21 protein-coding genes are annotated in these 21,067 nt (G+C 73.5%); 10 read left to right on the top strand and 11 right to left on the bottom strand.

Going from position 1 to position 21,067, the window contains the following annotated elements:
• On the top strand, positions 1 to 853 hold an 853-nt coding region (gene secF / locus AE652_RS11620), incomplete at its 5' end, for a protein translocase subunit SecF (protein ID WP_049651202.1).
• A gap of 343 nt (positions 854 to 1,196) precedes the next feature.
• On the opposite strand, the gene AE652_RS11615 is transcribed toward secF, so the two are convergent.
• Positions 1,197 to 2,345 carry a hypothetical protein gene (locus AE652_RS11615; protein WP_049651201.1) on the bottom strand — a complete coding sequence of 383 codons (1,149 nt, stop codon included), beginning with the start codon at positions 2,343 to 2,345 and terminating at the stop codon, positions 1,197 to 1,199.
• Between the two features lie 408 nt (positions 2,346 to 2,753).
• On the opposite strand from AE652_RS11615, the gene AE652_RS49480 reads away from it, so the two are divergent.
• Positions 2,754 to 2,894, top strand: a complete 141-nt coding sequence (locus tag AE652_RS49480; RefSeq protein ID WP_159028429.1) for a glycohydrolase toxin TNT-related protein — start codon at positions 2,754 to 2,756, stop codon at positions 2,892 to 2,894.
• Positions 2,894 to 3,160 (top strand): hypothetical protein, encoded by a 267-nt coding sequence (locus AE652_RS11610; protein WP_049651200.1) that lies wholly within the window; start codon positions 2,894 to 2,896, stop codon positions 3,158 to 3,160. The genes AE652_RS49480 and AE652_RS11610 overlap by 1 nt, the downstream gene beginning before the upstream one ends.
• Positions 3,161 to 3,382: 222 nt before the next feature.
• On the opposite strand, the gene AE652_RS11605 is transcribed toward AE652_RS11610, so the two are convergent.
• Positions 3,383 to 4,447, bottom strand: coding sequence for an aldo/keto reductase (locus AE652_RS11605; RefSeq protein WP_049651199.1), 1,065 nt, complete (start codon positions 4,445 to 4,447; stop codon positions 3,383 to 3,385).
• Between the two features lie 117 nt (positions 4,448 to 4,564).
• Here AE652_RS11605 and AE652_RS11600 point away from each other — a divergent pair, with 117 nt between their 5' ends.
• Positions 4,565 to 5,467 carry a helix-turn-helix domain-containing protein gene (locus tag AE652_RS11600; RefSeq protein ID WP_049651198.1) on the top strand — a complete coding sequence of 301 codons (903 nt, stop codon included), beginning with the start codon at positions 4,565 to 4,567 and terminating at the stop codon, positions 5,465 to 5,467.
• A 49-nt stretch (positions 5,468 to 5,516) separates the two neighbouring features.
• Here AE652_RS11600 and AE652_RS11595 read toward each other — a convergent pair whose 3' ends face one another.
• From AE652_RS11595 to AE652_RS11585, 3 genes are all read right to left on the bottom strand, one after another.
• A complete protein-coding gene (locus AE652_RS11595; RefSeq protein ID WP_049651197.1) occupies positions 5,517 to 6,155 on the bottom strand; it encodes a hypothetical protein in 639 nt (212 codons plus the stop codon).
• Between the two features lie 69 nt (positions 6,156 to 6,224).
• A complete protein-coding gene (locus tag AE652_RS11590) occupies positions 6,225 to 7,805 on the bottom strand; it encodes an alpha/beta fold hydrolase (RefSeq protein WP_049651196.1) in 1,581 nt (526 codons plus the stop codon).
• A 282-nt stretch (positions 7,806 to 8,087) separates the two neighbouring features.
• Positions 8,088 to 9,197, bottom strand: a complete 1,110-nt coding sequence (locus AE652_RS11585) for an NAD(P)/FAD-dependent oxidoreductase (protein WP_049651195.1) — start codon at positions 9,195 to 9,197, stop codon at positions 8,088 to 8,090.
• A 124-nt stretch (positions 9,198 to 9,321) separates the two neighbouring features.
• Here AE652_RS11585 and AE652_RS11580 point away from each other — a divergent pair, with 124 nt between their 5' ends.
• Positions 9,322 to 9,915 (top strand): TetR/AcrR family transcriptional regulator, encoded by a 594-nt coding sequence (locus tag AE652_RS11580; protein ID WP_049651194.1) that lies wholly within the window; start codon positions 9,322 to 9,324, stop codon positions 9,913 to 9,915.
• 156 nt (positions 9,916 to 10,071) lie between these two features.
• Positions 10,072 to 10,620, top strand: a complete 549-nt coding sequence (locus tag AE652_RS11575) for a hypothetical protein (protein ID WP_143204589.1) — start codon at positions 10,072 to 10,074, stop codon at positions 10,618 to 10,620.
• Positions 10,621 to 10,957: 337 nt separating this feature from the next.
• On the opposite strand, the gene AE652_RS11570 is transcribed toward AE652_RS11575, so the two are convergent.
• Positions 10,958 to 11,455, bottom strand: coding sequence for a phosphoribosyltransferase (locus AE652_RS11570; RefSeq protein ID WP_049651192.1), 498 nt, complete (start codon positions 11,453 to 11,455; stop codon positions 10,958 to 10,960).
• Between the two features lie 141 nt (positions 11,456 to 11,596).
• On the bottom strand, positions 11,597 to 12,592 hold the full coding sequence (locus AE652_RS11565) for a YafY family protein (protein ID WP_049651191.1): 996 nt from the start codon (positions 12,590 to 12,592) through the stop codon (positions 11,597 to 11,599).
• Between the two features lie 135 nt (positions 12,593 to 12,727).
• Here AE652_RS11565 and AE652_RS11560 point away from each other — a divergent pair, with 135 nt between their 5' ends.
• Positions 12,728 to 13,126: a VOC family protein gene (locus AE652_RS11560; protein ID WP_049651190.1), complete on the top strand. Its 399-nt coding sequence runs from the start codon at positions 12,728 to 12,730 to the stop codon at positions 13,124 to 13,126.
• A 15-nt stretch (positions 13,127 to 13,141) separates the two neighbouring features.
• On the opposite strand, the gene AE652_RS11555 is transcribed toward AE652_RS11560, so the two are convergent.
• Positions 13,142 to 14,032 (bottom strand): helix-turn-helix transcriptional regulator, encoded by an 891-nt coding sequence (locus tag AE652_RS11555; protein WP_049651189.1) that lies wholly within the window; start codon positions 14,030 to 14,032, stop codon positions 13,142 to 13,144.
• 162 nt (positions 14,033 to 14,194) lie between these two features.
• On the opposite strand from AE652_RS11555, the gene AE652_RS11550 reads away from it, so the two are divergent.
• Entirely contained in the window at positions 14,195 to 14,974 is a 780-nt protein-coding gene (locus tag AE652_RS11550; protein WP_049651188.1) for an NAD(P)H-dependent oxidoreductase, read from the top strand.
• Positions 14,975 to 15,167: 193 nt separating this feature from the next.
• Here the strand turns inward: AE652_RS11550 and AE652_RS11545 are convergent, their stop codons facing one another.
• Positions 15,168 to 17,576, bottom strand: a complete 2,409-nt coding sequence (locus tag AE652_RS11545) for a LuxR C-terminal-related transcriptional regulator (RefSeq protein ID WP_049651187.1) — start codon at positions 17,574 to 17,576, stop codon at positions 15,168 to 15,170.
• A 138-nt stretch (positions 17,577 to 17,714) separates the two neighbouring features.
• Between AE652_RS11545 and AE652_RS11540 the strand changes: the two genes are divergently transcribed.
• Entirely contained in the window at positions 17,715 to 18,629 is a 915-nt protein-coding gene (locus AE652_RS11540) for a hypothetical protein (protein ID WP_234348345.1), read from the top strand.
• A 26-nt stretch (positions 18,630 to 18,655) separates the two neighbouring features.
• Here the strand turns inward: AE652_RS11540 and AE652_RS11535 are convergent, their stop codons facing one another.
• Positions 18,656 to 19,573 carry a LysR family transcriptional regulator ArgP gene (locus tag AE652_RS11535; RefSeq protein WP_049651186.1) on the bottom strand — a complete coding sequence of 306 codons (918 nt, stop codon included), beginning with the start codon at positions 19,571 to 19,573 and terminating at the stop codon, positions 18,656 to 18,658.
• Between the two features lie 69 nt (positions 19,574 to 19,642).
• On the opposite strand from AE652_RS11535, the gene AE652_RS11530 reads away from it, so the two are divergent.
• Complete coding sequence (locus tag AE652_RS11530; RefSeq protein WP_049651185.1) at positions 19,643 to 20,266, top strand: LysE/ArgO family amino acid transporter; 624 nt, start codon at positions 19,643 to 19,645, stop codon at positions 20,264 to 20,266.
• Positions 20,267 to 20,425: 159 nt separating this feature from the next.
• Here the strand turns inward: AE652_RS11530 and AE652_RS11525 are convergent.
• The coding region (locus AE652_RS11525; RefSeq protein ID WP_049651184.1) for a hypothetical protein at positions 20,426 to 21,067 on the bottom strand (642 nt) is incomplete at its 5' end.

Raw genomic sequence — 21,067 nt, 5'->3', positions numbered from 1 at the left:
CGGGCGCGGCCTGGACTTCGGCGTCGAGTTCACCGGCGGCCGGGTGGCGCAGTACACCGCCGCGCAGCGGGTCGACGCGGACGCCGCCCGCGCGGCGGTGGTCGGCGCCGGGTTCCCCCAGGCCGTGGTCCAGACCACCGGCGACACCGGGGTGTCCGTCCGCACCAAGGAGACCGGCGACGACCAGCAGCAGCGCATCCGGGAGGCGCTCACCGGCGTCACCGGCGAGCTGTCCGTGGAGCGCGACGAGCTGATCGGGCCGAGCCTCGGCAGCGAGCTGCGCGGCTACGCGCTGGCCGCGCTCGGGCTCGCGGTCGCCGCCCAACTGCTCTACCTCACGATCCGCTTCCGGTGGGCCTTCGCGGCCGCAGCGGTGATCGCGATGGCGCAGGACCTGCTGCTCGTCCTCGGCCTCTTCGCCTGGCTGGGCAAGCCGGTGGACAGCGTCTTCCTCGCCGCGCTGCTCACCATCGTCGGGTACTCGGTCAACGACACGGTGGTGGTCCTGGACCGGCTGCGCGAGCTGCGCCGGACCGGGACGAAGGCGAGCTGGGCGGATCTCGCGGACCGCGCCGTAGCGCAGACCCTCCCCCGGACGGTGAACACCGGCATGGGGGCGCTGTTCGTCCTGGTGGCCCTGGCGGCCTTCGGCGGCGACTCGCTCGCCGACTTCTCGGTGGCGCTGCTGGCCGGGGTCCTGCTGGGCACCGCGTCGACGGTGTTCACCGCGATGCCGGTGGTCGTCCTGCTCCAGGAACGGTTCCCGGACCGGCCGCAGGAGGCCGGGGAGGCACCGGCGCCTCACGCGGCGGGCACGGCCCGGGCGCGCGACCACAACGGGGCGGTGGTCTGAGCGACGTTGGTTCGGCCGGGAGGCCGTGCGTGCCGCGACCGGCCGCCTGCTCTCGGTCGGCCGGCCGGCGGGCGAGCAGGTGCTGGTGCAGGTGCTGGTGCTGGACGTCAGCGCCATCGGACGGCGGAGCACCGTCCTGACGCACGATGAGACGCCGACCTGCTGGTCAACGACCGCCGTACAGCGGGACGTTCGGGCGCCGCAGGACGCGGGGGACGGCGGCCCGCCGGATCGGCCGGCGCGCCGCCGAGGAGCACGGGAGGTCTCGTCTCCCGGCCGATCCGGTATCGGGAGACGTGCCGGCCGGACCGCGGGGGAAGCCGCTGTCCGGCCGGGCCCAGCCTTACCCCCCTACGGACGGCAGCGGGTTGGCCGGCTCGTCCAGCCACGCCCGGTGCCCGCCGTCCGTGTCCACGGTCAGCCCGAACCGGTCGAAGCCCGGGCGGCCCTGCTTCTCCCACCAGCGGACGACGTCCTCGACCTCCGACCACATCCGGCGAGGACCCGACTGGCGGACCTCGTACCGTTCCGCGCCGTCCACGAAGTCGACCGTGGCCCAGGACGTGACGCCGGTGTCGAACAGCCACAGGGTGGTCATCCCGTCGCCGTCGCTGCGCCGGTAGTACGCATCGGGCACAGCCAGGCCCACGACGAAGGACGCCAGCCAGTCGTCCACGACATCGAGCGGGCTGAGGGGCGTGTACTCCTGCGCGGCGTCGCCGGGCCAGTCACCGGGCAGGTAGTCGTCGACCGGCGGGCCCTGGTAGCGCTGTTGACGCATGCGCATGAACGCCGAGGACCCCGTGAACGGCCCCTCGGCGGTGCGGCCGGCGGCGGTGAGGCGGGCGACGGCTCCGCCGCCGAAGAGCGGCGCGAAGGGCAGTACCAGCACTCCCTGCGGCCGGATCTGCCCGATCACGGCCGCGGGGACCTCCCGTACCGAGCAGGTGAGGATCCCCCGGTCGTACGGGGCCCGCGGCGGGTACCCGTCGGCGGCGTCGCCCACCACCGCGGTCGGGGCGTCGTCGAGGGCCCGGAGATTCGCCTCGGCCTGGGCGGCGACCTCCCGGTCCAGTTCCACGGTCACCACGGCCTGCGCGCCTTGGCGCCGGGCCAGCAGTGCGGCGTTCCAGCCCGGGCCGGTCCCGCCCTCCCAGACCGTGTGGCCTTCGTGGACGTCCAGGTCGCGCAGCATGGAGGCCACCATCGTCGGCATGGAGACCGACGACGTCGGCTCCCGCTGCCCGCCGTCCGCGTCGTCCTCCCACTGCGTCACGATCGCCACGTCGGAGTACACGAGCTCCAGCCACCTCCCGGGGTTCTCCGTCCGGTCGCAGCGCTCGTAGCCGTCGCTGGTGCTCGCCCAGACGACGTCCGGGAGGAACAGGTGGCGCCCGACGTCGAGGAAGGCCTGACGCCAGCCCGGGGTCAGCGCACCCGAGGCCTCCAACCGGTCGACGAGCCGGCCCTGGAGGTCGGCGATCGCCGTCACTTGTGCTTCGGATCGGGAGTCGGGCCCTGTCCGTCGGGATTCGGCTTGGGGCCGATCTGCGGGCCACCGGGCTTGGCGTGGGAGCCGCCCCTACCGTCGTTCGGGCCGCCCTTGTTCTCGTCACCCACGGGTGATTCCCCCTTCTGTGCGACGCTCCGAGAATTTCAGAGCAGAGCGTAGGTGGGCGAGCACCCAAAGTAAATGGCGGTCCCACCGCTCCTCCTCGCGGGACAGGCACGGCTGGCCGACCATCCCGGGTGGGCCAACGCTTCGGGTCGTACGGCGCACAGGAGCAGCCGGGGAGCGCGCGCGGCGCCACCCACGCCGACGCCGGGCGCCTTGCCGAGGGGTGGGAGCGATGCGGCAACCTGACGAGGGAACATTTCGTCGGGAAGTACTGGAATTCGCATGCAGTGGATTCCTACGGCAACCAAGGCCGCAGCGTGGTTCGAACAACCCGGAGGCGCCACTCAGTTCTCCCTTGAAAAGCCCGTCAAGGTACTCTGCGCCGCGGAATACCTTGTCTTCGAGAATGGAAAATCCTGCTGATGGATCGTCACCAACTTCTGACACGCCTCACCGAGGCAGGAGTGAGCGACCGCTTCTACGGGATCAGCACGCGGGGTCTCTCGATGTCCAACCATCTACACGCGGCGGCCCCCGTCCTCACCGAGGGCCGCGACGGTCGATGGACGATCGACGTCTATGAGCGTGGCGAGCACTGGGAGGAAGCGAGTTTCGAATCAGAGGAAGAGGCGTGTTCCTACCTCTACGCAGAGGTCATGAGGCAGTGGGAGCTCTACGGGTCTCAGTGAGGTGAACAATCGAGCGCAGAGCCGCCGGGTCCTGGTGGTGCAGGACGACGTGGACGTCCATGATCGGGAGCGGGGTGAGACTGGTTTCGGTGGTGCCCATGTCCTCTCTAACTTCCCTACGGGGTTTGGGTGTTGATCGTCCGGTGCGGCACCGCTCCCAGGATGGCCTGTGCGGTCTGCTCGGGGAGTCAGGTGGGTGGCGTCTCGGGGCGCCGTCGGGTCTCAGGGGCGGGGGGCGATCTTCAGGTCGCCCCGGGTGACCTGGCGGATGTGGGGGCCGGCCAGCAGGTCGTGCGGGTAGCCGAGTTCGATGCGGCCGGCCTCGTCGAGGCGGTCCGACTGGGCGGCGCTGAGTTCGACCTCCAGGGCGCCCAGGTTGTCCTCCAGCTGCGTGAGCGTGCGGGCGCCGACGACGGGCGCCGTCACGCCCGGCCGGTGCAGCGTCCAGGCGAGCGCGACCTGCGCGGGTGTGCGGCCCAGGTCGGCGGCGACCTCCTTCACGACCTCGGCGACGGCGAGGGCGCGTTCGGTGACCATGCCCAGCCCGGCGTTGAAGCTCCTCCGGGTGCCCTCCCCCGCGCCGGCGGCCGCCGCGGTCAGGTCGGCGCGGCCGTACGTGCCGGTGAGCAGGCCGCCCGCCAGCGGGGAGTACGGCAGCACGCCCAGGCCCATCTCCCGTGCCATCGGGACGAGATCGCGTTCCGCCGCCCGGTTGAGGAGGTTGTACTCGATCTGCAGGGCGACCAGCGGGGACCAGCCGCGCAGGTCGGCGACCGCCTGCATGCGCGAGACCTCCCAGGCCGGGACGTTGGAGACCGCCACGTACAGGACCTTGCCCTGCCGCACCAGGTCGTCCATGGCGCGCAGGATCTCCTCGACCGGCGTCGTGAAGTCCCACACGTGCAGGTACAGCAGGTCGAGGTAGTCCGTGCCCAGCCGCCGGAGGCTGGACTCCACCGAGGCGAACATGCTCTTGCGGTGGCTCCCCGCGGAGTTCGGGTCGCCCGGCCGGCGCAGCGTGGTGTACTTCGTCGCCAGCACCAGGCCTTCGCGGCCGCCCCGGGTGAACTCGCCCAGCTGGCGCTCGGAACTGCCGTCGGTGTACGTGCTGGCGGTGTCGATGAAGTTGCCGCCGCGCTCGACGTAGGCGTCGAACAGCCTGCGCGCCTCCGCCTTCTCCGCGCCCCAGCCGAACTCGGTGCCGAACGTGGCCGTGCCCAGCGCGAGCGGTGAGACCCGCAGTCCGGAACGGCCCAGCAGCCGGTAACTGTCGAGGGTGAGTGCCATGGTGACCTCCCGTGTTCGTGATCCGTCGTCGACAGCGAGTCTGCGGCGGCGACGGGGCACGGAGAAGGGAGGGGACTTCCTGGGAACATCTGTCCTACCCTGGCTGTTGCGCCGGTCATGACGACCTCCGCGCCGGACAGGACCCAGACCCAGGAGCTGGCCGCGTTCCTGCGCAGCCGGCGCGAACGCCTGGATCCCCGGGACGTCGGCCTGCCGGCGCGCCTCCGGAACCGCCGTACCCCGGGGCTGCGCCGTGAGGAGGTCGCCGAACTGGCCGGGGTCAGCGTCGACTACGTCGTCCGGCTGGAACAGGCCCGCGGGCTGCGTCCCTCCCCCGACGTGCTCCAGGCCCTGGCCGGGGCGCTGCGCCTGGCCCCCGACGAGCGCGCCTACCTCTTCGACCTGGCCCTGCGGCGGCCCCCCGGCGCCGACCGGCCCGCCACCGCCGCCGCGGCGCCGCTGGCCCGGCTGGTCGCCGACCTCGCACCGCTGCCCGCCATGCTCCTGAACCACCGCTACGACATCCTGGCCTGGAACGCCGAAATGGCGGGACTGATGGTGGACTTCGACGCCCTGCCGCCCCCGCAGCGCAACGCGATGTGGCTGTGCCTCATGCATCCGCGGGTGCGGGAGTTCTACCTCGACCGCGAACGCGTGGTGCGGGAGGGGATCGCCCACCTGCGCGCCGCGTGGGCCGCCCACCCGGAAGACCGGGCCCTGAGCGGCCTCATCGCCGAATTCACCGCCGGTGACGAGGAGTTCGCGCGCCTGTGGGCGGAGCGGGACGTCCGGGTCAACGGCCGCGGCCACAAGGCGCTGCGACACCCCGAGGCCGGCGTCCTCACCGTGCAGTTCGAGACCCTCAGGCCGCTCCAGGACCCGGACCAGCTGCTGGTGATCTACCGTGCGGCGGACGCGGAGAGCCAGGCAGCCCTGGACCGGCTGCGCGCAGCTGCCGCCGGTCCGCGGCAGGGGCCCGACGGGCTCTCGCACGCGTCCGGCTACTCGCACCGGCCCTGACCGTCGGCCACTCACCACGGAGCGGCAGAGGCGGCACCTGTACGTGGAGTCAGCCGAGGTCGAACTGCCAGTACGCGGTGTCGCGGAACCCGGGCGACTTCGGGGCGACCTCGACCGTGACCGGGCCTCCCGCCTTGTCGGGCTTCACCCGCACCGGCACGGTGCGCCTCTGCTCCGTGCCGAGGGGCGGTGTGAGGGCGGTGACGGTCACGGCCTGGTCCAGGAAGGTCATGCTCGCAGCAGGGACGGGAGCCGAGCCGAAGGCGGAAGGGGTGGACAGCGGGCCGGAGTCGATGGCCTTCCCCGCCCGGACCACGACGGCGGCGGCACCACCGGTCGTGCCGACGCCGGTGTCGGGGGACGTCCCACCGGGGCGCAACTCCTCACCCGTGCCGTTGTCGTAGGTGATCGTGAAGCTGTAGCTGCCGTCGGGTTCCCGGCGGGGAGGGCCCACGGTGATCCTCAGGCCGTCGTCGTAGCGGGCGGTCCCGCCCGCGCCCAGGGGCTCGACGACGCTTCCGGGGCCTTTGACGTACCCGTGCTGGGTCAGGGAGTCCTCGAACGTGGCCAGCGCCATGGCTCCCAGGACGACCAGGGTGGTGAGGACCGCCAGCGCGACCCCGAGGACGGTGGCCCAGCGCGGGGCGTCGGAGGGCCGGGGGCAGGCGGGAGCCGCGTTCGTGTCCATGCGGGTCACGGTAGGGAAACAGCTGGTCGGAACGCATGAGCGGACGTACTCAAGGGCCCCTGAGTAGGCCTACGCGGTGCAGGTGCGGTCGCGGGCGGGGAGGTGTCCGGTGGCGAGGTAGGCGTTGACGGCGGTGTCGACGCAGGAGCTGCCGTGGACACCGTAGTTGGCGTGCTGGTTGGCGCCCGCGAGCGTGAGCAGGCGGGAGCTGGGGAGGCGGTCGTGCAGGGCGGTGCTGCGGGTGTAGGGGACACGGGGGTCGCCGGTGGAGGCGACGATCAGGGCCGGGGTGTCGTGGCGGACCTGGACGGGGGCTTCGCGGGGGCGGTCCCAGAAGGCGCAGGGGGTGATGTTCTCGGTCAGCGGGGCGAACAGCGGGTGGGCGGCGCGGGCGCGTTCGATGTCGCTCCAGTACGTCTCGGGGTCGCGCGGGGCGGGTGCGTCTCCGCACAGGATCGCGGTCTGGGCGCTGCCGGTGCTGGAGCCGGAGGGGGTGAACACGGAGCGCAGGAGGTCGGCGAAGGCGGGCGGCAGGGTGGAGGGGTGGCCCTGGGCGGCCCGGGCGAGCAGGGACATCTGCTCGGCCAGGGAGGCGCGCGCCGGGTCGGTGTCATCGGCCATCCCCGTGAAGAGCAGGGCGGGGACCTGGCTGTCGTCGAGGCGGAAGGTGTCGGGGGCGGTGCCCACGGTGAGCGGTTCGCGGGAGGAGGCGGCGATGACGCCGTCGAGGGTGGCGCGTACCTCCTCCCGGGTGCGGCCGAGGCCGTAGGTGGTGTCGCGGGCGGCGGTCCAGTCGGCCCAGTCGTCGTACGCCTTCTCGTTCTCGGCCTCGGTTCCCTTCATGAGGCGGGGGTTGTAGCGGTCGGGGTCCAGGGCGCTGTCGAGGACCACCCGGTCGTAGCGGGTGGGGAACATCTGGGTGTAGGCCGTGCCCAGGTAGGTGCCGTAGGAGTAGCCCAGGTAGGAGATCCTCCGTTCGCCGAGCGCGCCGCGCACGACGTCGATGTCCCGGGCGGTGTTGCGTGTCGTGACGTGCGGCAGGACGTCGGCGTTGGTGGCCCGGCAGCGGTCCGCGACGTCTCTGGCCCGGGCGGTCTGGCGGTCGAAGCCGGCCCGGTCGGGGCCGGCCGACAGCAGGCCGGGCCCGGAGGGCAGACCGCAGTCCAGGGGGGTGCTGCGGCCGGTGAAGCGCGGGTCCATGCCGATCACGTCGTAGCGGGCGCCGGTTTCCTTCATCACGGGGCGCACGGTGAGCCCGATGCCGAGGCCTGGGCCGCCCGGGCCTCCGGGGTTGACCAGGAGGGAACCGATCCGGTGGCGGGTGTCGGTGGCCTTCAGGCGGGACACGGCGACGGTGATGGTCCTGCCGCCGGGGTCGCCGTAGTCGAGGGGTACGGTCACGTCGGCGCAGCGCGCGCCCGCGGCGTCGAGGGCTTGGCCCGTCCGGTCGTCCCCGCCCCGAGCACAGCCGTGCCAGTCCAGGGGCTGCTGGTAGTAGCGGCCGAGTCCGGCGGCAGGGGCCGCGTCGACGGCGGCGGCCGGCGTCGTGGCGAGGGCGGCGGGTGCGACGGCCAGGCAGGTGGTGAGGCCCGTGGCGAGGACGAGCCCCGCGGCCGAGGCGCGCCGGACGGTGGTGCCGGTGATGGTCATGCTGCTCTCTCCCGGAGGGGTGACGGACGCGTCCGGCCCGGAGGAGGTCCGGGCCGTGCCGGTCGAGCCTCTCAACGCACCTCCCCGAAGGCATCGCCCTGTGACACGAAGTGGCGGTACGTCAGACGCAGCAGGGCGGGCCATCGGTATACGACCGGCGTACCATTCCGCCCGTGCCTTCCGCGGGGCGGGCGCGGTACCGGTCGACTCAGCGGGCCGTCGGAGTCGATCCCCTGGACGACTTCGGCGCCTTCGGCATCGTCGAGCGGTGGTGGAGTCGACTCAGCGGGCCGTCGCGGGAACGAGGTGGTCGAGGCCCTGGGCACTTCCCGTCGCCGCCTTGATCGAGCGGGGCAGCATGACGCGCTCGTAGGCGCGGACGGCGGCGCCGACGCTGGATTCGGTGACGAGGGCGTGGGCGAGGTCGGCGCCGTCGAGCATGGCGAGGTTGGCGCCCAGTCCGACCGGGGGCATCAGGTGCGCGGCGTCGCCGAGCAGTGTCACTCCGGGCACGTGCGTCCAGGCGTGCGGGGCGGGCAGCACGTGCAGGGGCCGGCTGACGAAGCCGTGGTCGCTGTCGCGCAGGATCCGCAGCAGGCTGTCGTCCCAGCCGTCGAACAGCTCCAACAGGTGCTCCCGCACGGCCCGTTGGTCGCCGAGGTCGAGTCCGGCGGCCGTGTGCCAGTCCTGCGGCTCGCGCAGCGCGAGGTAGCCGCGAATGTGACCGTTGCTGTTGCGCTGGGCGACCAGGGTCCGGCCGACGCCCTTCGCCAGCAGCGATCCGTTGCCGACCAGTCGGGCGAGTTCGGGGTGGCGGGTGTCGCACTGGTCGAAGCCGGTCTCGACGAAGGTGACACCGGTGTAGTGGGGTACGGCGGGGGACAGCGCCGGGCGGACCCGTGACCAGGCGCCGTCGGCACCGACCACCAGGTCGAACTCCTCGGACGTACCGTCGCCCAGGAGCAGCCGGCACGTGCCGCCCGCCAGCGGGGTGACCCCGGCGGCGGCACGGTCCCACCGCACCGTGTCCGGGGCGAGCGAGTCCAGCAGCAGGCCGCGCAGTTGGCCGCGGTCGATCTCCGGCCGGCCCCCGCCCGCGGTCGGCCCCCGCTGCGCGAGGAGGGCGCCGGTGGCATGGTCGAGCACCCGCCACTCGTCGCCCTCGGGGCGGGCGAGGGCATGGAACCGGTCGAGCAGGCCTGCCGACCGCAGGGCGGCCTGGCCGGTGTCGGCGTGAAGGTCGAGGGAGCCGCCCTGCGGGCGCGCGTCGGCGTCGGCTTCACGTTCGAACACCGTGACGGCGCGGCCGTGTTGCTGCAGGATCCGGGCACAGGTCAAGCCGCCGGGGCCGGCGCCGACGATCGCGATGCGGGGGGCACGGGCAGTGGGCATGGGTGCGTCCTTCCGGTGGTGGGCGGGTCGCCGGGCGGCCCGACACCACCAAGAAAGCACACTCACTAAATAAGTGCAATGACTACACTTTCAGAGTGGATGCACTTCGGGCTATGGTGGTCGGGTGACCGAAGCGATTGGGCGCCGCGAGCGCAAGAAGGCCCAGACCCGCCAGTCCCTGGCCGACGCCGCACTCGAACTCTTCCTCGAACACGGCTACGACCAGGTCGGTGTCAAGGACGTCGCCGACGCCGCGGACGTCTCGGTGACCACCCTGTTCAAGCACTTCACCAGCAAGGAGGCGCTGGTCTTCGACCAGGACGACGACCTGGAGGCGGCCCTCGTCGCGGCCGTGCGCGAGCGGCCCCCGGGCCGGTCGGTCCCACAGGCGCTGCGCGAGCACCTGCTGCTGAACCAGACCCGGTTCGCCATTCACGCCGCCGACCTGCGGTTCGCCGACTTCACCCGCCTGGTGCAGGACACCCCCGCGCTGCGCGACTACTCCCAACGGATGTGGACCCGCCACGAAACGGCCCTGGCGCGGGCCATCGCGCAGGCCGTGGACGCGCCCGACGACGATGTCAGCTGCGTCGCCCTGGCCCGGTTCGCCCTGGCGGCCCGCAGCCTGATCCTGCAGCACCCCGAACCGCGCCGGGCTGCCGACGAGGCCTTCGCCCTGCTCGAACACGGCTGGGCGGCCTCCCATCCGAGCGGCTGACCCGATCCGCGAGAGCCCCGATGCGCGCGCAGGCGCCGCGTACTCCCGGCCGCGGCCCCCGTGATCCGCGGATCGCACCGATTGTCGCGAAGCCTTGACACTGCGCCACGGGCTGAGAACCCTGGTGCTGTACTCCAGGGACGCGAGGGACACGGCATGCCATGGGTTGACGAGAGCAAACGCCACCGGGGTTTCCCGGCGGCGGTGTTGGCGGACGGCAGCGAGCCGGAGCCGCTGCCGGACGGGCGCACCACCTGGTGGCTCTACAACGGTGCGGACGGCCCCCGGGCCACCGCGGTGCGCGGTGGTTGCAGCTGCGGCTGGCGGGGCGAGCAGGTGCACCGGTTGGACTTCGGCGACGACTCGGCGACCGAGGCGGTGGGCAAGGACACCGGGCCGTTCGCGGACTGGGAGTCGCACGTCGACCTGGCCGAGGGTGTGGTGCCGCGCGAGGTCGAGGACCTGATCGCGGCGCTGGTGGACCGGATCTGCGACCTGACGGAGAGCAGGCCGTACGCCGCCGCCCGTGCGGCCGGCCGGTTCGAGCGCGCCGCCGCTTCGACCGCGCTGCTGGCCGGCCGCAGGGCCCACCACAACCTGATGACCTGGGAGTACATCGGCCGCGCCTTCGGCTGTGGGCCGGCGGAGGCGCAGGAGCGGTTCGGCGAGACGCCGCAGGACGGCGACCGGGACGACGAGGTGTAGGTCGTCGGTCGTCACGCATCGGGCGGGCGATGCGAGCACCGGTGCCGGCTGCGAGCACCGGTACCAGCTGCGAGCACCGGTATCAGCGAGGACACCGCCAAGCGGGTGCCCGCGTCACCACGACGGGCACCCGCTCCTCAACCACCCCCGGTCCTGCCAGGACCGGGCTCCCGCCCCGATGCTGCCGCACCCCTGCCCGCGCGCGCCAGCTCCACCCCCCGAAGGGGTGACAGGTCCCAACCCTTCCGATTTTTTCCGCTCCGCAGGAGTCCGCCCTGGGGGCGTCCCGGCCTGGGGCGCGGACCGCTTCCGGTCAGGCCTCCGGTCAGGCCTCCGGTCAGGCGTCGAGGACCTGGCCTTCGCGCTTGACGACCGGTCCTTCCGTCGACCACGGGAACTCGATCCAGTCGTCGGTCCGCTTCCACACGTACTCGCACTTCACCAGGGAGTGCGACTTCTCGTAGATGACGGCGGACCGGACCTCGGCGACGTGGTCGAGGCAGAAGTCGTGCACGAGCCGCAGGGTCTTGCCCGTGTCGGCGACGTCGTCGGTGATCAGGACCTTCTTGTCGGTGAAGTCGATCGCGGCGGGAACGGGCGCCAGCATGACGGGCATCTCGAGGGTGGTGCCCACGCCCGTGTAGAACTCGACGTTCACCAGGTGGATGTTCTTGCAGTCCAGCGCGTACGCCAGACCGCCCGCCACGAACACCCCGCCGCGGGCGATGCTCAGGACGAGGTCGGGCTCGTAGCCGTCGTCGGCGATCGTCTGCGCGAGTTCGCGCACCGCCCGCCCGAAGGTCTGGTAATCCAGGGTCTCACGCACATCAGTCACGACGATCAGTGTCCTTGGCCGTCGGCCGGGCCGCGAGTTCCGGCACGCTCTGCACCGGAAGTGTGGTGCTTCACACGTCGGCCGAGCGCTCCGGTTCCCCGGGCCACGGCGGCCGGCCCGCGGGGAGTCGGGCGGGTGCCGTCAGGTCCGGCGGGCGTGGGAGGCCAGGCGGTCGGCGAGGGCGGTGACGAGGGTGCGCAGTTCCTCTGGGCGCTCGATGACGAACGGCCGGTCGATCGCGGCGAGGAGCGGCGGCAGCCAGTCGAGGCGCTCCGCCCGTAGCTCGACGCGCAGCCAGCGCTCGGCGGTCGGGTCCCCGTCCGGTGTCGGTGCCGGGTCGTGGTCCTCCAGTGTCGCGACGCCGGCGGGCAGGTGGGCGCGGATCCGCTCGGCCGTGCCGTGGATGCGCAGCGTCACCTCGTGCCGGTAGTCAGCCGTGGCGAAGCCCGACAGCAGGCGGTCGGCCGGGTCGGGGCCGGCGGGCGCGTCGAACGTGCCGGGCAGGGCCCTCGCGTCCGCGACGCGGTCGAGCCGGAACGTCCGGTCCTCGCCGATCCCGGGGTCCGTGCCCGTGACGTACCAGCGGTTCGCGTGGGCGACGATCCCGTACGGGTGCAGCGTGCGTTCGCTGGGCCGGCCGTCGCGGTCGGTGTACCTGAGGGAGACCGGCCGGCGGTGGCGCACCGCGTCGGCGAGGGTGAGCAGGATCCCGGCGTCCGGGGCGGCGTCCCCGCCGGAGCCGTCCGTGAAGGAGAGGGCGTCCAGGAGCGTGTCGAGCCGGGCCGCCACGTGCCGGGGCAGCACCCGGCGGATCTTGGCGGCCGCGGTCTCGCCCGCCGTGCGCTCGGCCGTCGCCAGTCCCGTCCGGCGTCCGGCGAGCAGTCCGAGCAGCACGGCCAGCGCCTCGTCCTCGCCGAGCATGAGCGGGGGAAGGCGGTAGCCCGGGGAGATCCGGTAGCCGCCGTACCGGCCGCGCACCGACTCCACGGGCACGTCGAGGTCGATCAGGTGGTCCACGTAGCGCCGCACGGTGCGCCCGTCGACGCCGAGGCGGTCGGCCAGTTCGGCCAGCGTTCGGGTACCGCCCGACTGCAGCAGTTCCAGGAGGGTCAGCACACGGCCGGTGGGTCGGGACATGTCCACAGCCTAGGCGGATAGTGGACAGGTTCTGTCCACTATCCCTCCTAGTCTGCGGAGCGCACGGCCGCTCAGCCGTACGACCGTGCAGCCGCGCGACCGCGGGCGGCTCCGACCCCGTCCCAGGAGGACACCATGGACTTCGTTTCGATCCGCATCATCACCGGCGACGTCGCACGCCTGGTCGAGTTCTACGAACGCGCCACGCGGGTGCGGGCGGAGTGGGCGACCGAGGACTTCGCCGAGCTCCGGACCGCGGGCGCCACCCTCGCGATCGCGGGCACCCGCACCGTCCCGCTGTTCGCCCCGGGCTCCGCCCGCCCGGCCGCCAACCAGAGCGTCATCACCGAGTTCCTCGTCGACGACGTGGACCGCGTCCACCGCGACCTGACCGGATTCGTCACGGACTTCGTCACCGAGCCCACCACGATGCCCTGGGGCAACCGCTCCCTGCTGCTCCGCGACCCCGACGGCAACCTCGTCAACTTCTTCACGCCCGTCACCCCGGCGGCCATCGCGAAGTTCACCCGCTGACGGGGCACCCCGCCGCTACGCCTTCCCCGCCCGCCGAAGCAGGTCTTCGTCACCCGCGGCACCCGCAGCACCGACGGCCGCCGCGCCGCGGGGCTCGCCGGTGTCCGTGCCCAGCCCCGCGAGCAGGCGCAGTCCGTCCTCGGCGGGGCTGCCGGGGGCCGCGGACAGCACCAGCAGCTCGATGCCCGGCTCGTCCGGCAGCGCGAAGTTCTCCTGGTGCAGTTCCAGCGGTCCGACCAGGGGGTGCCGGTACGCCTTGCGCCCGTGGGTGCGGGCGCGGACGTCCGCGCGGGCCCAGAGGCGACGGAAGCGCTCGCTGCCCATCGCCAACTCGCCGATGAGCGAAGCCAGTCGGGGGTCGTCGGGGTACTGGCCGGCGGCCAGCCGCAGGTGCCCGACCACGTCGAGGGTGCAGTTCTCCCAGTCGGCGTAGAGGCCGCGGTCGGCCTCCTCCAGGAAGATGTGCCGGGCGGTGTTCAGGCCCGGCATCGGGCGGCCGAGGAGGAGGCCGGCGAGGCGGTTCCCGGCGAGGACGTCCAGGCGGTGGTTCATGATCAGCGCGGGTGCGCCGGCCACCAGGTCGAGGACGCGCAGCAGTTCCGGCCGGACCCGGCCGCCCGGCGCCGTCGCACGGCGGCGGCGCTGCCGCGCGAGGCGGTAGAGGTGCCCGCGTTCGGTCTCGTCGAGGTCGAGGACGCGGGCGAGCGCGTCGAGGACCTGCTCGGAGGGCTGGGTCGCGCGGCCCTGCTCCAGGCGTACGTAGTAGTCGACGCTGACGCCGGACAGGTGCGCGACCTCCTCGCGGCGCAGCCCCGCGACCCGGCGGCGGCTGTCGGTGGGGATGCCGACGGTGGCCGGATCGACCCGGGAACGCCTGGTCCGTAGGAAGCCCGCGAGATCGTCCATGCCCCTCAGTATGGCCGCGGCGGGCGCCCATACGGCCGGCTCGGGTGCCCGTGAGGGTGGCCCTGCCGGTACCAGGAAGTCCGGTCCGACGGAAACGGCGCCCCTGAACGCCGGGCGCCGCGGCGTCCAGGATCGGAGGCATCCGATCCGAAGGAGTCCCCCGTGAAGACGCTGATCGTCCACGCCCACCCGGAGCCGAAGTCGCTCAACAGCTCGCTGAAGGACCTCGCGGTGTCCACCCTGGAGACCGCCGGGCACGAGGTACGGGTGAGCGACCTGTACGCGATGAACTGGAAGGCGGTCGTGGATGCCGCGGACTACGGCCCCGAGGCCTCGAGTCCGCTGAAGGTCGCCCTGGACTCGGGCCGGGCCTTCGAGACCGGCACGCTCTCCCCGGACGTCCGCGCCGAGCAGGAGAAGCTGCTGTGGGCCGACACGATCGTCTTCCAGTTCCCGCTGTGGTGGTACACGATGCCCGCGATCCTCAAGGGGTGGGTGGACCGGGTGTTCACCTACCGCTTCGCGTACGGCGTCGGCGAGCACAGCGCCACCAGGTACGGCGAGCGCTTCGGCGAGGGCACCCTCGCGGGCCGGCGGGCGCTGCTGTCGGTGACCGTCGGCGGCCCGGAGTCGCACTACGCCGCTCGCGGGATCAGCGGCCCCATCGACGATCTGCTGTTCCCGTTCCAGCACGGCGTCCTCTACTACCCGGGCATCGAGGTGCTGCCGCCGTTCGTGCTGTACGGCAGCGACCGGATGACCGACGAGGACTACCCGGCCGTCGCCCGGGCCTGGGAGCAGCGCCTGCTCACCCTGGAGTCGACCGAGCCGATCGCGTTCCGGCGGCAGAACTTCGGCGACTACGAGATCCCCTCGCTGCACCTGAAGGAGGGGCTGGAGCCCGCGGGCCGCACGGGGTTCGGGCTGCACGTGCGCGGCTGAGGGCGGTCGACTCGGTCCCCTGACTCGGTCTGTCAGCTCGGTCCACCGACTCGGACCGTCGGCTCGGTCTGCTACTTCAGTCCGCCGGCTGGGTCGGACAACCCAGTCTGGCGGCTGGGTCGAGCAACCCGGTCCATCGGCTGGGTCGAACGACCAAGTCCGTCGGCTGGGTTGAACAACCCAGTTCTCCGACTCAGTCCGCCAGCGACCGCTCCGTGGGCCCCCGGCGCCGCGGGCCCCGGGCGGGACCGCCTCGCTGCTCGTACGTCCACACCGCCAGCTGCGTGCGCGAGGCGAGCCCCAGTTTGCCCAGGATGCGTTCGACGTGGTTCTCCGCGGTCCGCTGCGCGATGGTGAGGCGCGCCGCGATGTCCTTGTTGGTGAGGCCCTCGGCGACCAGTTCCGCGACCTGGCTCTCGCGCTTCGTCAGGCCCGGCACCCCGGCCGGGTCGTCGAGGACGTGGGCCATCGCCTCGTCCACGGTGGCGCGCGCTCCGCGGCGGAACTCCCGGTCGAACGCGGCCGCGCCCAGCGCCTCCCGTACCGCGGCGTCCAGGCGCAGGTGCTGGGTGCGCATGAACGGCGCCGCGCCGAGCCGCCCGCCCAGTGACTCCCACAACAGGTGCAGTACGCCCAGGAGCCGGGCAGTGCGCCGCGGGTCGTTCCGGGTGCTCCAGGCGATGACCTCCACGCACATGGCCACGTCCCACCAGTCCTGGAACGGGCGCAGCCGGGCGATGGCCGCCCTGGCGTGCGTGGTCGCGTCGGCGGGCGCGTCCGCGCGCAGGGCCAGCAGGGCGCGGGCGAGCAGGGCCATGCCGTGCAGCCATGACTCGCCGTGCGTGCGGGCGGCCGCCTCGACCTCGCCGCACGCCTCCTCGGCCACGGCGGCCTCGCCCCCGCAGGCGTGCGCGATGGCGAACTTGACCCGGCACTCGAGGGCCGCGTCGAGGCAGCCCAGCGCGCGGAACTCGGTGCGCGCCCGCGCGAACAGTTCGGCGGCGCTCGCGTAGTCCTCGCGCCAGACGGCGAGGATCCCGTGGTGGTGCCACACCCACGCCGACTCCCGCCGGTGGCCGCCCTGTTCGGCCGCCGCCTCGCACGCGGCGAGCGCCTGCCGTACGTCGGCGTCCGGGTCGCCCTGCAGGATGCGCAGGTACGTGTCGGTGACCCGGGCGTGGACACGGACGGCCGTCTCCGGCCCCGTCGCGCCGTCACCGCGACTGTCACCGTCACCGCCGTCCTGCGCATGGTCGGCGGCGAGCAGCTGCGACAGCCAGTGGCGCCCCTCGGACAGCAGGCCCGCGGTCATCCAGTAGTGCCGGGGCGACACGGCCAGGGCCAGACCGGCCCGCGCCTGCCCGGGCCGCTCCAGGCAGAACCCCAGGGCGGCGCGCAGGTTCGGGTGGTCCAGGCGAAGGCGCGTGAACCAGTCGACCTGCCGGGGCCCGAACCACTCCCGCCCGGCTCGTGCGGTCAGTTCGGCGTACCGGTCCCGGTGACGGCCACGCAGGGCGTCGAGCGAGCCGGACGCGGCCAGCCGCTGGTGCCCGTACTCCCGTACCGTCTCCAGCATGTGGTAGCGCGAACGTCCCTGCACGTGGCGGCAGTTGACGATCGACCGGGCCACCAGGCCGTCGAGGGCGTCGAGCAGGGCGGCGGGCGGCAGTTCGGCGTCCGCGCAGACCCGTTCGAGGCTCTCCAGGTCGAAGCCGCCGCGGAACACCGAGGCCCGCGCCCAGAGCAACCGCTCGCGCCCCGTGCACAGTTCGTGGCTCCAGTCGATCAACGCCCGCAGGGTGCGCTGCCGGTCGGCGGCGACGCTGCTCCCGCCGGTGAGCAGCGCGAACCGGTCCGTGAGCCGCTCCAGGACCTCCTGCGGCGTCAGGCTCCGGATGCGGGCGGCGGCCAGTTCGATCGCGAAGGGCAGCCCGTCCAGGCGGCGGACGAGCTCGGCGACGGCGGCGGCGTCCGGCCTGGTCAGGGTGAAGCCGGGCAGCACGGCGGCGGCCCGGTCGACGAACAGCGCGACGGCCGGATTGCCGTTCAGGTCGCGCAGGCCGTGCCCCGCGCGCGCGTCCGGCACCGGCAACGGCTCCACGGGGAAGACCTGTTCGCCCGCGATGCCGAGCGGCTGCCGGCTCGTCGCCAGGACGCGCAGTCCGGGCGCGGCCCGCAACAGCGCGTCGGTGAGGCGGGCGCACGCGTCGACCAGGTGCTCGCAGTTGTCCAGGACCAGCAGGGCGCGCCGCTCGCGCAGCCGGGCGGCGAGGACGGCCGCCGCGTCGGCGCCGGGGTGCCCCGGATTCGCCACGTCGAGGGTGCCGAGGACGCTCGACGCGAGCAGCTCCGGGTCCCGGAGGTCGGCGAGTTCGGCGACGTACACACCGTCGGGGAAGGCGGAGCGGGCCGCGTCCGCCGCCACGCGCAGCGCCAGCCGGGTCTTGCCCACGCCTCCGGTGCCGCTGAGCGTCACCAGGCGCGCACCGGACAGCAGCCGGGCGATCCGGGCCGTGTCCGCCCGCCGCCCGATCAGCGGCGTCAGTTCGGCGTCGAAGCCGCCGAGGCCGGCGAACGTCCCCGCGGCTGCCCCCGTTCCCATGGGTGGTCATCCTACGGACGCGCGCTGACGGTACCGGCACGGAAAGCGTGCGGGAATTGAGTAGTTCTCCCGTTGTCCCCCGCACGCACCCGCCCGAGACTCGACGACGCGGTATCGGACGGCTATGCGAGGCGTGTGGTGACGGCAGGCACGGCGGCGGGGTCGGAGCGGAGCGGGCGGCTGCTGGGGCAGCGGGTGTGGACCTACCAGGGGGCCTACGTACGCAGGCCGACGACCGCGCTGGTCGTGCTCCTCATCCTGTTCGGCGTGCTGTGCTCCCTCGTCGGCAAGTACTACGACGAGGACTCCTCGTTCCGCCTCGCGTTCTGGGCCCTGCCCGTGGCGGCCCTGGGGTGCCTCGCCCTGTGCGTGCGGCACGCCCGGATCCGGATCCGGGAGTACGAGCACGGCTTCGAGCTGCGCCGGCCGGGGCGCCGCACGCTGCGGTACGCGTGGCAGGAGATCGCCTCCGTCGAGTCGACCCGGGTGTCCGTCCACTTCAACTCGGCGCACTCGCACGACGTGCTCAAGACCGTGATCCGCCCCTACGCGGGCGGCCGGATCCGCCTCCGGGGCCTGGACTACATCAGGGTCCAGGAGGAGTGCGGCTTCTGGCGGATGATCACGAAGGCGCACCCCACCACCGGCGCGCGCTTCGTCTCGGACGCGACGCAGTCCGTCGCCGTGGCCCGTGCGCAACGCCTCCTGGACGAGCTCGGCGCGGGCGGGTCGTTCCGCTGGGGCGCCCTGACCTTCACCACCGAGGGGATGACCCTCTCCCCGTTCCCCGCGCCGATCGCCTGGTCCCGGATCGCCCTCGTCTCCGCGCGCCCGGCGGACGGTGTCCGGCTCGACGTCCGGGGACTGGCCTCGCACGTCGGCAGCCGGGCCCTGTCGGGGCGCGCGACGAAGGCGGGCTACCGCACCGAAGGGGACCGGCTGGAGGTGTTCGTGCCCGTCCGCCGCCCCGGATCGGACTACGTGGCGCTGAGCGTCCTGCTCGCCCACGGAGCCGCCCTGCGGAGCGGGCAGGACCAAGGACACGAGGGGTAGCGAGGGCGGGCCGAGCCCCGGGCGTGCTACGGCCGGCGGCGGGTGGGCCCGGCCGACAGGGCTTCGGCGGCGGCCGCCGCGACGGCCTCGGCGACCGTGGACAGCGCGGGCGAATCCAGCTTCCACTGCTGCCAGTACAGGGGGACGTCCATCGGCCGGGCGGGTGCCAGCTCCACCAGCCGCCCGGAGCGCAGCAGCGGCTCGGCCTGCGGCTCGGGCACGAGGCCCCAGCCGAGACCGGCGGCCACCGCGTCCCGGAACCCGTCCGAGGCGGGCACCAGGTGGCGGATCCGCCCGGCGCCCGACCGCCCCCGGGTGAGGGACCGGACGAACTCGTCCTGGAGCTCGTCGCGCCGGTCGAAGGCCACGGTGGGGGCCCGGCCCAGATCCTCGGCCAGGTCCCCGGTGAGATGACGGGCCGCGAACTCCGGTGTGGCCACGGCCAGGTAGCGGGCCAGCCCGAGCCGCCGCACGGTGCAGCCGGCCACCGGGTCGGGCGAGGAGGTGACGGCGGCCATCACCTGGCCCTCGCGCAGCAGGGCGGTGGTGTGGGCCTCGTCCTCCCGGTGGAGCTCGAAGCAGATCGGCGGGTCCTGCGGCACCCGGGTGAGCGCGGGCAGGAACCAGGTCGCGAGGGAGTCGGCGTTGACCGCGATCGGGACCCGGGCCGGGCCCTGCTCGGCCGCCAGGCCCAGTTCGGCGCGGGCGTCGCGTTCCAGCCGGGCGAGCTGGCGGGCGAACCGGACCACCACCTCGCCGGACTCGGTGGGCCGCACCGGCTTGGTGCGCATCAGCAGGACCCGCCCGGTGCGCTGTTCCAGGGCCTTGACGCGCTGGCTGACGGCGGAGGGGGTCACGTGCAGGGCGGCGGCCGCGGCGTCGAAGGTGCCCTCGTCGACCACCGCGAGCAGGGTCCGGACCTGGTCCAGGGGAAGCTCTTCCATAAGTACGGCTAAGGTTACTTTAGAATCTTTAGCTGTACTCATCTATACGCGGTCCATACGGTCGGACCCATGACCAGCAGCACCATCGCCGCCGCACTCGCCGGATTCGGTACCGGACTCTCCCTCATCGTGGCCATCGGGGCCCAGAACGCGTTCGTCCTGCGCCAGGGCGCCCGCCGGCACGCCGTCCTCGCGGTCGTCGCCATCTGCGCCGTCTCGGACGCGGCGCTGATCGCGCTCGGCGTGACGGGGGTGGGCACGGTGGTCACGGCCTGGCCCGCGGCGCTGACCGCGGTGGGCCTGGTCGGCGGGGCGTTCCTGCTCTGCTACGGCTTCCTGGCGGCCCGACGGGTGCTGCGCCCGGATCCGGCGGCCGCGCTCACCGGCGGCGGACCGGAGACCGGGTCCGTCCGGCGAGCGGTCCTCACCTGCCTGGCGATGACCTGGCTGAACCCGCACGTGTACCTCGACACCGTGCTCCTGCTGGGCTCGCTCGCCTCCGACCGCGGCGACCTGCGCTGGGCATTCGGCGCGGGCGCGGCGCTGGCCAGCCTGTGCTGGTTCGCCGCCCTGGGCTTCGGCGCCCGGCTGCTGAGCGGTGTCCTGTCCCGGCCGAGGGCCTGGCGGGTGCTGGACGGACTGGTCGCGGCGACCATGCTGGCGATGGGCGGGATGCTCCTCGCCGGGGCGTAGGGCGCCCTGACCTACCGGCCCCGGCTGCCACCCGCGTGGGTGGCCGGCCATGGTGGCATCCGACCCGACCAGGCCGGATGCCACCATTCGTCCGACGCCGTGCGGACCCGCGGGCGTACGCGCGGGTTCACGACGCGGGGCCGGGGCCGTGCCCGGGGGTCAGGGCTGCTGCGGGTCGGTCCGCGGGTCGGTCCGCGGGCCGAACCGGCCCGTCAGTCGGACCGCCGCGAGGGCGACCGCGTACCCGACGGTGAACAGCACCACCAGGAACAGGACAGCGGTCGCGTTCATGACGTAGTAGCCCGTCAGCGTGGGGGCGACCACGGGCGGCACCCCCAGGACGACGGCCGTCAGGGCCGCCGAGCGGACCGTACGGGTGGTGCAGGCGACGGCCGCGCCGACGACCACCGGGGCGACGAGGGGGAATCCGGTCCGGAAGAACACCCCCTCCCCCGGGCCGGAGACCAGGACGAGGGCGACGTCCGCTGCCGTGGTGGTGAGCACGACCGCCCACGGTACGGCGGAGCGCGGTCGCGTGGTGCGGTCCGGCGGGGCGGCCAGCAGCACCAGGGCGTTGAGGGCGAACAGCACCGTGTCCGGGCCGACCAGACTGTAGGTCAGCGGGCCCCGCGCGTGCGCACCGGGCAGTTCGGGGCCGGCGAGCAGGACGAGCAGCGGGGCCACGACGGTGGCCGCCGCCAGGGCGCGGGCCGCCGTCCAACGGCCGGTCAGCGCCGCGACGGCCATCAGCACCGCCGGGACGAGCAGCGCCATCGTGGCGCCGAGCGACCCGACGCGCAT

This window comes from Kitasatospora sp. MY 5-36, from assembly GCF_001182915.1.
Taxonomy (GTDB): Bacteria; Actinomycetota; Actinomycetes; order Streptomycetales; family Streptomycetaceae; genus Kitasatospora.
The sequence above is the reverse complement of the archived record's forward strand: the minus strand, read 5'-3'. Positions and strand labels throughout refer to the sequence as shown.

Excerpts from the sequence above, each read along its gene's own strand:
- AE652_RS49480 (WP_159028429.1), top strand. The coding sequence starts at position 2,754 with ATGCAGTGGATTCCTACGGCAACCAAGGCCGCAGCGTGGTTCGAACAA.
- AE652_RS11610 (WP_049651200.1), top strand. The coding sequence starts at position 2,894 with ATGGATCGTCACCAACTTCTGACACGCCTCACCGAGGCAGGAGTGAGC.
- AE652_RS11605 (WP_049651199.1), bottom strand. The coding sequence starts at position 4,447 with ATGGCACTCACCCTCGACAGTTACCGGCTGCTGGGCCGTTCCGGACTG.
- AE652_RS11600 (WP_049651198.1), top strand. The coding sequence starts at position 4,565 with ATGACGACCTCCGCGCCGGACAGGACCCAGACCCAGGAGCTGGCCGCG.
- AE652_RS11595 (WP_049651197.1), bottom strand. The coding sequence starts at position 6,155 with ATGGACACGAACGCGGCTCCCGCCTGCCCCCGGCCCTCCGACGCCCCG.
- AE652_RS11590 (WP_049651196.1), bottom strand. The coding sequence starts at position 7,805 with ATGACCATCACCGGCACCACCGTCCGGCGCGCCTCGGCCGCGGGGCTC.
- AE652_RS11585 (WP_049651195.1), bottom strand. The coding sequence starts at position 9,197 with ATGCCCACTGCCCGTGCCCCCCGCATCGCGATCGTCGGCGCCGGCCCC.
- AE652_RS11575 (WP_143204589.1), top strand. The coding sequence starts at position 10,072 with ATGCCATGGGTTGACGAGAGCAAACGCCACCGGGGTTTCCCGGCGGCG.
- AE652_RS11565 (WP_049651191.1), bottom strand. The coding sequence starts at position 12,592 with ATGTCCCGACCCACCGGCCGTGTGCTGACCCTCCTGGAACTGCTGCAG.
- AE652_RS11560 (WP_049651190.1), top strand. The coding sequence starts at position 12,728 with ATGGACTTCGTTTCGATCCGCATCATCACCGGCGACGTCGCACGCCTG.
- AE652_RS11555 (WP_049651189.1), bottom strand. The coding sequence starts at position 14,032 with ATGGACGATCTCGCGGGCTTCCTACGGACCAGGCGTTCCCGGGTCGAT.
- AE652_RS11545 (WP_049651187.1), bottom strand. The coding sequence starts at position 17,576 with ATGGGAACGGGGGCAGCCGCGGGGACGTTCGCCGGCCTCGGCGGCTTC.
- AE652_RS11535 (WP_049651186.1), bottom strand. The coding sequence starts at position 19,573 with ATGGAAGAGCTTCCCCTGGACCAGGTCCGGACCCTGCTCGCGGTGGTC.
- AE652_RS11530 (WP_049651185.1), top strand. The coding sequence starts at position 19,643 with ATGACCAGCAGCACCATCGCCGCCGCACTCGCCGGATTCGGTACCGGA.